14 protein-coding genes and 1 pseudogene are annotated in these 12,399 nt (G+C 51.4%); 9 read left to right on the forward strand and 6 right to left on the reverse strand.

All coding sequences use genetic code 11. The annotated features are described in order from the left end of the window. Window positions 1–27: 27 nt before the first annotated feature. The 4 genes from CIK78_RS01065 to CIK78_RS01080 form a co-directional block, all read right to left on the reverse strand. Window positions 28–363, reverse strand: coding sequence for a hypothetical protein (locus CIK78_RS01065; RefSeq protein ID WP_096276395.1), 336 nt, complete (start codon window positions 361–363; stop codon window positions 28–30). 88 nt (window positions 364–451) lie between these two features. Continuing rightward, window positions 452–1,489 carry a histone deacetylase family protein gene (locus CIK78_RS01070; protein WP_096276397.1) on the reverse strand — a complete coding sequence of 346 codons (1,038 nt, stop codon included), beginning with the start codon at window positions 1,487–1,489 and terminating at the stop codon, window positions 452–454. A 9-nt stretch (window positions 1,490–1,498) separates the two neighbouring features. Further along, on the reverse strand, window positions 1,499–1,798 hold the full coding sequence (locus tag CIK78_RS01075) for a GIY-YIG nuclease family protein (RefSeq protein WP_096276399.1): 300 nt from the start codon (window positions 1,796–1,798) through the stop codon (window positions 1,499–1,501). After that, window positions 1,791–2,264 (reverse strand): YchJ family metal-binding protein, encoded by a 474-nt coding sequence (locus CIK78_RS01080; RefSeq protein WP_096276401.1) that lies wholly within the window; start codon window positions 2,262–2,264, stop codon window positions 1,791–1,793. The genes CIK78_RS01075 and CIK78_RS01080 overlap by 8 nt, the downstream gene beginning before the upstream one ends. 186 nt (window positions 2,265–2,450) lie before the next feature. Here CIK78_RS01080 and CIK78_RS01085 point away from each other — a divergent pair, with 186 nt between their 5' ends. Next, the gene (locus CIK78_RS01085) at window positions 2,451–2,762 is read left to right on the forward strand and encodes a hypothetical protein (protein WP_096276403.1); all 312 of its coding nucleotides are present in this window, start codon (window positions 2,451–2,453) and stop codon (window positions 2,760–2,762) included. Between the two features lie 77 nt (window positions 2,763–2,839). On the opposite strand, the gene CIK78_RS01090 is transcribed toward CIK78_RS01085, so the two are convergent. Continuing rightward, window positions 2,840–3,742, reverse strand: coding sequence for a LysR family transcriptional regulator (locus CIK78_RS01090; protein ID WP_096276406.1), 903 nt, complete (start codon window positions 3,740–3,742; stop codon window positions 2,840–2,842). A gap of 89 nt (window positions 3,743–3,831) precedes the next feature. Here CIK78_RS01090 and CIK78_RS01095 point away from each other — a divergent pair, with 89 nt between their 5' ends. The 5 genes and pseudogenes from CIK78_RS01095 (at window position 3,832) to CIK78_RS01110 (ending at window position 7,584) form a co-directional block, all read left to right on the forward strand. Beyond that, window positions 3,832–4,470 carry a 4-carboxy-4-hydroxy-2-oxoadipate aldolase/oxaloacetate decarboxylase gene (locus CIK78_RS01095; protein WP_096276408.1) on the forward strand — a complete coding sequence of 213 codons (639 nt, stop codon included), beginning with the start codon at window positions 3,832–3,834 and terminating at the stop codon, window positions 4,468–4,470. A 79-nt stretch (window positions 4,471–4,549) separates the two neighbouring features. Then, window positions 4,550–5,515 carry a tripartite tricarboxylate transporter substrate binding protein gene (locus tag CIK78_RS01100; protein WP_096276410.1) on the forward strand — a complete coding sequence of 322 codons (966 nt, stop codon included), beginning with the start codon at window positions 4,550–4,552 and terminating at the stop codon, window positions 5,513–5,515. A gap of 82 nt (window positions 5,516–5,597) precedes the next feature. Continuing rightward, entirely contained in the window at window positions 5,598–6,047 is a 450-nt protein-coding gene (locus CIK78_RS01105) for a tripartite tricarboxylate transporter TctB family protein (protein ID WP_096276412.1), read from the forward strand. A 78-nt stretch (window positions 6,048–6,125) separates the two neighbouring features. Next, window positions 6,126–6,178: pseudogene (locus tag CIK78_RS17970) on the forward strand (hypothetical protein); the annotation flags it as partial. 74 nt (window positions 6,179–6,252) lie between these two features. After that, a complete protein-coding gene (locus CIK78_RS01110; protein ID WP_255249076.1) occupies window positions 6,253–7,584 on the forward strand; it encodes a tripartite tricarboxylate transporter permease in 1,332 nt (443 codons plus the stop codon). A gap of 167 nt (window positions 7,585–7,751) precedes the next feature. Here the strand turns inward: CIK78_RS01110 and argE are convergent, their stop codons facing one another. Next, window positions 7,752–8,921, reverse strand: a complete 1,170-nt coding sequence (gene argE / locus CIK78_RS01115; RefSeq protein ID WP_096276414.1) for an acetylornithine deacetylase — start codon at window positions 8,919–8,921, stop codon at window positions 7,752–7,754. Window positions 8,922–9,127: 206 nt separating this feature from the next. Here argE and ugpB point away from each other — a divergent pair, with 206 nt between their 5' ends. From ugpB to ugpE, 3 genes are all read left to right on the forward strand, one after another. Further along, on the forward strand, window positions 9,128–10,456 hold the full coding sequence (ugpB, locus tag CIK78_RS01120; protein WP_096276416.1) for a sn-glycerol-3-phosphate ABC transporter substrate-binding protein UgpB: 1,329 nt from the start codon (window positions 9,128–9,130) through the stop codon (window positions 10,454–10,456). Window positions 10,457–10,615: 159 nt separating this feature from the next. After that, window positions 10,616–11,500, forward strand: coding sequence for a sn-glycerol-3-phosphate ABC transporter permease UgpA (gene ugpA, locus CIK78_RS01125; RefSeq protein WP_096276418.1), 885 nt, complete (start codon window positions 10,616–10,618; stop codon window positions 11,498–11,500). A 49-nt stretch (window positions 11,501–11,549) separates the two neighbouring features. Beyond that, on the forward strand, window positions 11,550–12,398 hold the full coding sequence (gene ugpE / locus CIK78_RS01130) for a sn-glycerol-3-phosphate ABC transporter permease UgpE (RefSeq protein WP_096276420.1): 849 nt from the start codon (window positions 11,550–11,552) through the stop codon (window positions 12,396–12,398). Window position 12,399: the final 1 nt, after the last annotated feature.

Consider the following 12,399-nt stretch of genomic DNA (forward strand, 5'->3'; position numbering starts at 1 on the left):
GCCTATACGCTTTGCATGCACACGAAATTATCCCACCCGGTGCTGCTTAAGAACGGTAAGGCTGCGTTCTTCTTCATTCTGGGGCTGGGAAGGTGCTTGGCGGGTGCCGACCAGCACGTACCATTCCGCTTCGGAAAGATACGTTTCGCACCAGCGCCCCAGGATAAAGGCGCTCTCTTCGCGGGTGCGCTGGCCACTGCGGTAATCATGGGCCAACAGTAATAAATTCTGCCGGGCAGTGCGTGCGCGGGCATTACCACCGTGTACTTTTGCCAGCGGGCAGCGTCGATCATACGCTGCGTTGGTCAACGCGTTGAGCCAACGTTCCAATTCATGTGCCTGAATGCCGCCATACACTGCCACGCTTAAGCTCCCTGCCCCGTTTAAAGGGCGTCAGCCTGCCGGATTTACCGGCCGCTGTCACTGGTTAAACTTTGTCCGTTGTTGAATATTATTGAAGGCCTTGTTCAAAACCTTGTAACACATTGACTACATTGACACCTATTGCATCCACCGCATAGCCCCCTTCCATCAGAAACACGCTGGGCAGGCCTGCCTGCGCGAGGCGTTTACCTAACGCGACAAAATCGGCGCTCTCAAAGGTGAAGGCACTAATCGGGTCGCCCTCAAAGATATCGACCCCCAATGACACAATTAGGCAATCGCATTCAGCGGCCTTAATCTGCGCCAATGCCGTTTCCAAGGTCGCCATCCAGGTAGCGACGCTGGTGCCTGGGGGCATGGGATAATTGACGTTATAGCCTTTGCCATTACCTTCGCCTTGCTCATCAGCGTAGCCCAAGTAATAGGGAAAGGTGACCTCGGGATCGCCATGCAGCGATATAAACAGCACATCGTCACGGCTATAGAAGATCTGCTGGGTGCCGTTGCCGTGGTGAAAATCCACGTCCAGAATTGCAACGCGGCGCTTGCCTGCATCCAAAGCTCGCTGGGCAGCAACCGCGGCATTATTGAAAAAGCAGTAGCCGCCGAACTGATCATAAGCGGCGTGGTGGCCGGGCGGTCGGCATAGTCCGAAGCTTGGCTCACCGGTTTGCAGAGTGTGTTCCACCGCGCCAAGTGCCACATCTTTACTCGCCATGGCGGCTTCAAAGGTGCCTTCAGAAATCGACGTTTCCGCCGCCAGCGCGTAGTAACCTAGTTGACCACTAATAGAGCGCGGAATGCGGTCACCGCGCATGCTGCGCGCCGGCCAGATGTTGGGAATCGCCTCACCTTCGTGCCCTGCCGCTCCCCACTCTTTCCAACAGTTAGCTAAAAACGTGACGTAGTGCTCGTCATGTACCGCCAGTACCGGTGCCAGGCCATAATCGTTGGGCGTACAAATATCGCCAAGGCCAGATTGACGGATTTGTTTAAGCACCAGGTCAAGGCGTTCAGGGCACTCAAATGGTGTGACCAACGCGCCATCATGTAACTCGGTACGCGCTTGGCGCAAACGGCTTTTTTCTGAGTAAAACGTCAGCATGCAGGTTCCTTAATCGGCATCTAATTGATACGGCCACTGTTTGGCCCAGCGGCGTTTCTGGCTCGCTGTTTGCTGCTTTAACTGGTATTCAGCACGGCTAGCGGCGGCGCGATCTTCAAACGGCTCGGCGCCTAATAGCGCAACGGGAGGGTTCGCCCGCGTGTAACGCGCCCCTTTACCCAGGCAATGCGCCTGATAACGCTTCGCTAGGTTATTGGTAATCCCGGTATAGGTGCCGCGCTGGCACTCAAGTAAGTACAGATACCATTGAGTACCGGCTTGCTGAGGCTCAACGATGCCACTATTCACCGCAACACACCTTTAATTTACGCCCGCTACCACATAGGCACGGATCATTACGGCGCGGCTTTAAACGCGTTAGCGTGGGCGTGCCATCCACATACCACCAACGCTGTTCTTCATGCGTAAAGCGAGACACTTCATCAAGCACATGCCAACGGCCATGCTCTCGCCTTCGTTCACAAAAAAAGGCGCGAAAATGCACGTAACCGACATTCGCAAGCGGCGGCTCGGCGGCCACAATAGTGAGCCCTTTCCACTCGGTATCGGGGTCAGGTGGCAGGCTGCTTGGTCGCGTTGATGTGTGCCATGTCGCGAGTAAATAGTCGTTAAGACCTAGCGCAAAGGCGGCATAGCGAGAACGCATCAGTGCCTCAGGCGTAGGCGCCACCTCACCGTGATGATAGCGACCACAGCAGTTATCCAGCGTTAAATCGTTACCGCAGGGGCACGTTTTAGGGGTCGTTAAGGTCATAACAGGTGCTCTTTCACAACATCGCTCATAGCCTAACCGAAAGGTGCTATGCGCGTCGCCCGGCATGTATACGTTTTGTGTCGATATTTCCGCTGGGTTGGGTATATAGTGGTAACGCAAAATATTTAAACGACGGAGTACGAATAACGACCAATCATTCTTTCCAAAATTTTGGAGGTTCTCCCTATGAAGGTTTACAAACCGGAATGGCAGTGCACGTTTAGCGTAAACGAAGGCGCGGAAGAATCAGCCACTTGGAAAGAGAGAGTCGCATGGCGGCTCAGGGGTGTTGCGGATCGACTGGAAGGCGGCGGGCGCACGGTAAAAATTGACTACCGCGTGACGCCAATGGTTAGCCCCCAAGAAGTAGATACGTGTTTAGGTAAAGGCTTTGAAGTCACTCAGCGCCTGCTAACGCAGTTAGCCCAGCAGCAGGCGTGCGAAGACGTGATGCGTCATGCCAAAGCCGAGCTTTATGAGCAACACTCTCAGCACTGATGCGCTATAAACATAGTATTTAAGTGTGTTTGAAAACAATCCCCCCCCTTTAGCAGGGTGGGATTTTTGTTAGAGCATCAGTGCATCTCTTCTTTAGCATTACTAATCAGCATACTCATAAAGCTATCTAACAGGGGGTTCTCTTCACCCTTTCGCGTGACGGCAACAAGCGTTGTGCTGATTTCAATATTATCGACAGGTAGAAACACAACATCTCTTCGATTGTTAATTGCAATTGAGCCACTTACCAGTGTTCCTCCCAACCCTGCACCTACCAGTGCCAATGCTGTATGAATTTCAATCGCATCATGTGTAACAGCAGGACACACTCCTTTTTCTTCAAGGTGTGAAAGAATTTTTTGCCCGAAAGGACTTCGGGCATCCTTTGGATAAAGAATGAAAGGAATTTGATTGAATGCGCGAATAGGAAAGGTGTCATGCTTAGCAAGTGGGTGATCAATAGGTAAAGCGACCATAAATGGATCGTTGATTATGACTTCATAATTCATATCAGAATGGCGCTCAAACATACCGATAAATCGAGCAATTCCCACATCAACGCGATGTTGTCTTAATCTTTCTTCCTGATATTCCGACAATATCTCAACAAGATCCAGATGAACATCTGGATGCTGCACTCGATAATTTTTAATCACGCTGGGCAGCAAGGAAAAAAGTGTGGAGCGAATAAATCCTATCCCCAGCCAGCCGCCACTGCCACTGGCTACCTGTTTGGATTCTTGCTCCAATCGTGAGGCCTGACTTAACAGCTCTTTTGCACGTGGATAAAAAAACTTCCCAAGCGATGTGAGCTGCATGGGACGAGTTGTGCGATCAAATAACTCGCCTCCCAGGTTTTGTTCCAAGAGAGCGAGCTGAGCGCTGATCGCTGTCGGCGCGATAAAAAGCCGCCTTGCGGCAGCACTGCCGCCACCCGCATCGACCACTTCACAGAAATAAAGCATCTGACGTAGATTCATTTTTTATGAACTTATCTGCATAATTTGCTGATTTATTAAAGATAATAAATATATGATAGTGGGACTGAGGTCAACTCAGGAGCATAATAATGATAAATACGCATCTCTCTTCACAACTCAGTCAGTTCGGTAGTGCTTCCATTTATGAAGCACAAGGTGCCATTGGAGCACTCGACAGCGGCATAAAACCACTCAGTCACACAATGCAGGTGTTTGGACCGGCGTTCACGGTAGATATACGCCCTGGCGATAACCTCATGCTGCATTACGCCCTACTGCATATTCAGCCAGGTGATGTATTAGTCGTGGATGCAAAACGCTTTACTGAAGCAGGCCCATGGGGAGATATCCTCACAGAACAAGCAATCAGTAAAGGCGTTGCAGGCCTCATTATTAATGGTTCGGTTAGGGATGCCCAAGCAATAAAAACACTTGGATTCCCTGTTTTTTGCCGCGGCTTAAGCATCAAAGGAACAGCCAAAAAACAGCCTGGAAAAATAAATATCCCTCTTTGCATCGGTGATGCGGTGATTAACCCAGGTGATTATATCTTTGGCGATGAAGATGGGGTCGTGGCAGTTTCGCCACAGAACCTAGCAGCGGTGCTTAAAGCAACTCAAGAGCGCGAAAACACTGAAGCACAATACCGTGAAAAAATAAAGCAAGGAAGTAACACCGTCGACTTACTAGGATTAAGAGACACTTTAAATAAACTAAAACTAGCTTAGATTTAAATTTAACCACAGCTTAAAAATAGAAATTAACAACTACAAAATAGCGGCATAGACAACATTAGAGAGATTTTAAATGAAAACTATAAAAGCAATTAGCATATTTTCCTGTCTTGCATTCAACATAACGTTTGCGGTTTCTTCAGGTGCGGATAGCTATCCAGAAAGGCCGATTTCCACCATTATCTCCTTCGGGGCTGGTGGAAATACAGATGTTGGTGCGCGGATCCTGTTTCCAGCAGTAGATCGTGAGTTAGGGGTACCGCTTAACATAATCAATCGACCCGGCGGCGGAGGCTGGGTAGGCTGGGCACAGTTACTCAACTCATCCAATGACGGCTATACCCTAGGCTATATAAACACTCCCAATTTGATCACCGGCTACCTGGATCCACAGTATCATCGCGACATAGATCTGAATGATTTTGAACTCATCGCGAATCATGTCACTGACTACGGCGTCATTTCGATCAATAAAGATGAGACCCGCTTTAACACTATTGACGAGTTAATCACTTATGCCCAATCAAACATATTGACAGCCTCGACAACCGGAGCAAATGGTGATGACCATATTGCGATGTTGAAGATGAACCATCACTACAATACGCAGTTTGTACCCGTCCATACCACGGGCACGGCTGAGCAGCGCGCCGCTATTCAAGGCGGGCACGTTGATGTAAATTTTTCGAATGTTGGGGATACCAACATAGCGCATCGTAATGGCGATTTAAAAATTCTTGCGGTTATGGCACCAGAGCGATCAGGTTTTATCCCTGATGTTCCTACGCTAGAGGAGCTAGGTTACTCCGATGTGATTTCTTGGTCCGCAAGAGGTATTGCGGCACCTAAAGGCACCGATCCCGCCCTGCTGGAACAGCTACAAGAAGCCTTTGTTGACGGTATGCAAGACCCTGAGCATTTAGCAAAAATGGAAGAGCTGGGGCTGTTAGTCGATATACGAACAGGTGATTCCTATCGAGAAATGCTGGAAGAGGAAGAACAAGGCGTTCGCGCTCTTGAAAACCTGCTTGGTTGGTAACTATCACTGATCGTGATATCGGTGCATATCACGATCAGAACCTTAGTTGCGAAACGTCTAAAATAATAAAATAGGTGTTTTTATGAAAACGTTACACTCCGACGTGTTAATCGGCTTGGCCATGCTGATTTTCTCAATAATATTTCTAACTTTATCCGCTCAGATGCCGTCTGACCCTGCATTATTTCCTAAACTTATTCTAACTATCTTAATAATATTTTCGTTTCTCATTACTTGGTCAGGGGTATCTAAAACATGGGCAGCCGAAAAAAAGGAAGTTAAACAAACGCCTGTTTTTAAGCATATTCGTGTCCCTCTCGTCACATTTATCGCACTTTGCCTTTATATAGCCTTAATCAACATTCTCGGCTTTTTTGCTGCCAGCTCGATCGTGGCCATCTTCTTCATGATTTACTTTGGCGTGAGATCATACGTCCAAGTTATTTTAGTACTCCTTATCATGAACACTTTCATTTATTTGCTCTTTGTTTGGCAGCTACGCATTGCGCTTCCCACGGGTTTATTGCTGTAAAGGAGAGAGATCATGGCTATTGATACGACCCTATTATTTTCAGTTCTCGCGCAGCTAGCCTCGCTAGATGTGTTGCTAATGCTATGCGTGGGTGTCTTCGGAGGTATCTTTCTCGGCGCTTTACCAGGATTGAGCGCGACAATGGGTATTGCGCTATTGATTCCTGTCACTTTCGGCATGCAGCCAGTAGCAGCCAGTAGCAGCCATGGTATTGCTTTCCGCTATATATGCTTCTGCCGTCTATGGAGGATCCATTACGGCTATCTTGATTCATACGCCGGGTACGCCGGCATCAGCAGCCACAGCATTGGATGGTTACCAAATGACACTGCGTGGCGAAGGGCTGAAAGCATTGGGAACATCCACGCTTTGCTCCGTAATAGGAGGTGTAGTTAGTGTCGTGGCATTGTTGTTACTGGCACCACCTTTGGCACAGATTTCATTACGCTTCAGTGCACCTGAGTATTTCCTGATCGCAATATTTGGTTTGACTATCATTGGCAGCCTTTCCAGCGGCGCAATGATAAAAGGCTTATCCGCAGGACTGTTGGGTCTACTCATCAGCCTAGTAGGCGTGGATGTCATGACTGCCTATCCGCGCTTTACCTTTGGAGTTGCCGAGCTAGAGAATGGCATTTCGCTGATTCCCGCTATGATTGGCCTCTTTTCAATTTCTCAAGTCATGATTCAGGCTGAAAAGCTCCATGGAGCCAATAACCTTGCGTCCCAAGCACCAAAGTTGACTGGCAATCTTTTTCCCAGTCGAGAAGAGTGGCGAAAACTTCGACGCACTATTTCTCGATCCTCAATCATTGGTGTGTTGGTAGGGGCATTACCAGGGGCAGGGGGCGATGTCGCATCTTGGGTGGCCTACAATGAGGCCAAACGTAATGCCAAAAATCCCGATCGCTTTGGCAAAGGCGACATTGAAGGACTGGCTGCAGCTGAAACAGCCAATAATGCCGTGACGGGTGGTGCCATGATTCCGCTGCTGACATTGGGGATTCCCGGCAGCGCAGCAACGGCGGTTATGCTAGGAGGTCTGTATATTCATGGATTGCAGCCTGGACACGAGTTATTCACCGCCAACGCTCATATTGTCTATGCCATTATTGTGGGGCTGCTGCTGGCGAATATCTTGATGGGTATAGTGGGCTTAGCATTGGCAAGGTATGTCGTTAAGGTAGCTTCTGTGCCTTTTGCCATTCTTGCGCCGATCATTGTGGTTTTGTCCGTTGTCGGCTCCTACACCATCAACAATAGTATGTTCGATGTGTACATCATGGCTGCGTTTGGATTGTTGGGCTACATGATGAGGAAAACCGACTTTCCTACGGCCGCCATTGTGCTCGCTATGATACTCGGTGCTATGGCTGAAATCGGCTTCCGGCAATCGCTGGTAATGTCAAAAGGCAATATGCTGGGGTACTACTTTGATCGCCCATTCTCACTGCTTATTATGGGCTTAATTCTGCTGGCACTGGTATCACCTCTTTTTGTTCGGTGGAAACGCCAAAAATCACAACACGCACTGTAGCGTTTGCAGTTAATCATACAACCAGCCATGGCACCGAGAGGGCCATGGCTTCTAACTTTATGGTATCAAAGCTTTTACCGTAAACATTACGGTTCACTCTAATGGAGATAGAACATACAGCAGTACTAAATGCGCATTTCAATAGGCTGCGGCATAACATCTTTACCTCAGCCTGCAAACGGCTGCTCTAGCGCTTTACCCATCTTGGCTAGAAAATCATCGCAGGCTTGCAGCTGTTCTATCTCGACATACTCATCGGGCTGGTGCGCCTGAGCGATGCTGCCAGGGCCGAGGATAATAGTTTGCAGGCCTTGGCCTTGAAACTGCCCGGCCTCGGTGGCGTAAGCCACTGCGTGGTTGCAGCAGGCAGCCGGCAAATGGTCTTTGGCTAAACGCAGAACGTAGTCATTATCACGATCAGCCAGCCCCGGCACTGTCGGGCTAAGGGGCGTAGTGGTGATCTCAACGTGCTTGCCTTTCGCCTGTAGTTCGGCAGTTAGCTGGGCGCAAAATGCATCGAAACGCTCATAGACCGAATCAAACGTTTCGGTGGGCAAATGGCGGATTTCCCAATCAAACTGGCACTCTCGCGCCATAATATTGATCGCCGTGCCGCCTTTAATTTTTCCTACATGCAGGCTGGTATGCGGCACGTTAAAGGCCTCATCCACACGCCCTTCTTCGACTAAGGCTGCCATTGTGTCTTCAATAACGGTCACTAGCCGCGCCGCCACATGAATCGCTGACGTACCCTGGTTGACCTGACTGCTGTGCGCTTCACGACCAATCACCGTGGTACGCAAGTTCGTTGCGCCCTTTTGCGCTACCACCGGCTGCATACTGGTTGGCTCACCCACAATGACGTTGGCCGTTTGTGAGTAGTGTTCACAAAAGAAACGGATAAGGTCCGGCGCGCCGACACAGCCAATTTCTTCATCGTATGAGAAGCCTAAATAAATCGGCTGCTGCAACGGTGCTTTCACCCAGGTAGGCACCCTGGCCAACACGCAGGCAATAAAGCCTTTCATATCGCAGGTGCCACGCCCATACAAACGCCCATCGCCACCATCGCGCAGCGTGAACGGGTCACTCGACCACGGCTGCCCTGCTACCGGCACCACGTCAGTGTGTCCAGAAAGCATGACGCCACCCGGTGCATCAGGGCCAATTCTGGCGACCAGGTTGGCTTTGGTGCCACAAGGGCTCATCACGCGGTCAGCGCTAACGCCGTACTCTGCCAAGTAACCTTCAACGTACTCAATCAACGCTAAATTAGATTCGCTAGAGGTGGTGTCAAAGGCGACCAGTTTTTCCAAAAGCGCGATGGTGTCAGACATGATCTTCTCTTTCTCAAGTGATATGACGCTAACCCTACCACTCCCACCTTATGAAACCTACTCTGCTTATCTGATGCTGAATTTCATTTCGTATTCACCTCGCATTCATCAAAACGTCACCTACACTTTCTATTGTTCAGTGCATTCAAAAATCCTAAAAAACGTACTGCACTGCCTGATGAAATTCAGGCTCACAAGGAGCTGTTATGTCTCGTTTTACGTTGCACGCCCTCTCAGTAGGTATCGCAGCGGCAAGCCTTAGCTTGTCGGCTCACGCAGCGACCGAAATAACTTGGTGGCACTCCATGGGCGGCGAGCTGGGCGATCGTTTGAGCGCGCTGGCCGAAGACTTCAATGCCACTCAGGATGAGTACCGTGTCACGCCCTCCTACCGAGGTGAATACGAACAGACCATGGTCAACACCATTGCCGCCTTCCGCGCAGGCGAGCAGCCGCACCTCGTACAGATTTACGAGGTGGGCACCGGCACCATGATGGCCGCCCAGGGCGCCATATACCCGGTTTACGAGCTGATGGAAGAGCACGGCAACACCTTTGACGCGGACGACTACCTGCCCGTAGTGACGGGTTACTACACCGACACAAACGGCAACATGCTCTCCATGCCATTCAACTCGTCCACGCCGATTCTTTACTACAACAAAGCCATTTTTGAAGCCGCTGGCCTCGACCCGGAAACGCCACCGACCACTTGGCAAGAAATGGGCGAGATGGGCCAGCAAATCGTCGACGAGGGCGCAGCCTCCTGTGGCTTCACCATGGCCTATGCCGCCAACTGGGTGGGACTTGAGAACTTCTCAGCGCTGCACAACCAGCCTATCGGCACCCAGGAAAACGGCTTCGGCGGACTGGATACCGAGTTCGTCTTCAACGGTGAGGTGCAGGCGCGCTTTTGGGATCAGTTGAAAGAGTGGTCGGATAGCGGCGTTTACAGCTACGCAGGCCCGGCGAACGGCCCGGACGCGGCGCCCTCGTTCTACTCAAGCGACTGCGCGATGTACATGAACTCGTCAGCGTCGCGGGCCGACGTGCTGGCCAACTCCGACTTCGACGTGGGCTTTGGCATGCTGCCTTACTATGATGACGTGGACGGCGCACCGCAGAACTCCATCATTGGCGGCGCGACCCTGTGGGTGCTTTCCGGCCACGAAGAAAGCGAGTACGCAGGCGTTGCCGAATTCCTTGAGTATCTCTCCTTACCCGAAGTTCAGGCCGAATGGCACCAGGGCACCGGCTACCTGCCGATTACCACCGCCGCTTATGAGCTGAGCCAGGAGCAGGGTTACTACGACGAGAACCCGGGCGCGGATATCGCCATCGAGCAGATCAACTTAAACGAGCCTACGGAAAACTCCAAAGGCCTGCGTTTTGGTAACTACCCACAGGTGCGCATGGTTCTGGACGAAGAATTCCAGGCCGTACTGGCAGGCGACAAGAGCGGCCAGCAAGCCCTGGATGACGCGGCACGCCGCGGCAATCAGATCCTGCGCGACTTTGAGTCAGCGAACAAATAACCCCACGTTGCACGCACTAAAAACCCCGGCTTTTATAGCCGGGGTTTGTTATAGGAGCCATCTCATACGCCCTGATCACCAGAGCCTATGGGATGGCTTACTTCCTGGCCGCTGTCCACAGCGGCCAGCCGCACCAACGATAGCAAGACAGGATGTGCCATGCAGACCAAACGCTCCACCTATCAAAATCGGTGGCTCCCTTTTTTACTCTTGGCGCCGCAATTAGCGATCACGCTGGTGTTTTTTATCTGGCCGGCAAGCCAGGCGGTCAAATCGAGTTTCGAGCGTACCGATGCGTTTGGCTTCAAGACGACGTTCATCGGCCTTGAGAACTATGCACGTATTCTGGCCGACCCCAGCTACCTGAATGCGCTAGGGCGCACCGCGATTTTTTCCCTCTCGGTGACGGTTCTTTCGATGAGCCTGGCGCTTTTACTCGCCGTTTGTGTCAACCGCGTACTGAAGAGCGCCAAGTTCTACACCACGCTGCTGGTCTGGCCTTACGCCGTCGCCCCGGTGGTTGCCGGGGTGCTGTGGTGGTTTCTGTTCAATCCCACCATCGGCCTTTTACCGCATCTGCTTGACTGGTTCGGCATCAGCTGGAACCACCGCGTTTCGGGCACTCAGGCGATGATTTTGATCACCATTGCAGCCGCCTGGAAGCAGATTTCCTATAACTTTCTGTTTTTTCTGGCCGGACTGCAATCGGTGCCGCAGTCGCTGATGGAGGCGGCAGCCATTGATGGCGCGGGGCCCTTCAAGCGCTTCTGGACCATCGTGCTGCCGCTTTTATCGCCCACTACCTTCTTTTTGCTGATCATCAATATCAACTACGTGATGTTCGACACCTTCGGGGTGATTGACGCCACCACTGCTGGCGGGCCAGGCCAGGCCACCATGACGCTGGTCTACAAGGTCTACACCGACGGTGTGGCGGGGCTGAATATTGGTTCCTCATCCGCGCAGTCGGTGCTGCTGATGGGCATTGTGATCATTCTGACGTTTATCCAGTTCCGATATGTGGAGCGTCGGGTCAATTATTAACTCTTACGCCTATTTACTTGGTTGAGCATGAACATGACTGGATATACACATGGTTGAAAACAGACCCTTTCTGAATATTCTGACCCACCTGGTGCTGATCGCTGGCGTGTTGGTTGTAGCGTTTCCGGTCTACGTGGCGTTTATTGCCTCCACCCACGAATCCAGCGCCTTCGTGCGCGGCGTGTTGCCGCTGCTTCCCGGTGACAATATGTGGGCCTCCTATAAACAGATGCTGGGCTCGGGCTGGCAGGTGGGCGGCACGCCGCCGGTGTGGCTGATGCTGGGCAACTCGCTGATCATGGCGCTGACCATTGCCATCGGCAAGATCAGTATTTCGATCCTCTCCGCCTTTGCGATTGTCTATTTCCGCTTCCGGTTTCGCATGCTGGCATTCTGGATAATCTTCATCACGCTGATGCTGCCGGTGGAGGTGCGCATCATTCCTACCTACGCGGTCGTTGCCGACCTGGGCATGCTCAACTCTTACGCGGGTTTGACGCTGCCATTGATTGCCTCAGCTACCGCGACCTTTCTATTCCGCCAGTTCTTCATGACCGTGCCTGAAGAGCTGATGGAAGCGAGCCGGGTGGACGGCGCAGGGCCGATGAAGTTCTTTAAGGACATTCTGCTGCCGGTATCGATCACCAATATCGCCGCGCTTTTCGTAATCATGTTCATCTACGGCTGGGTGCAGTACCTGTGGCCACTGCTGGTCACCACCGACGAAGACTTCTACACCATCGTGCTGGGCATCAAGCGGCTGATGGCCTCATCCGACCGCGTACCCGCCTGGAACCTGATTATGGCAACGGTCACGCTTGCCATGCTGCCGCCGGTGCTGGTGGTGCTGTTCATGCAAAAAATGTTTGTGAAAGGTCTGACCGAGACGGAGAAATAAG

Origin of the sequence: Halomonas sp. JB37, assembly GCF_002332255.1 — a bacterium.
Taxonomy (GTDB): Bacteria; Pseudomonadota; Gammaproteobacteria; order Pseudomonadales; family Halomonadaceae; genus Vreelandella; species Vreelandella casei.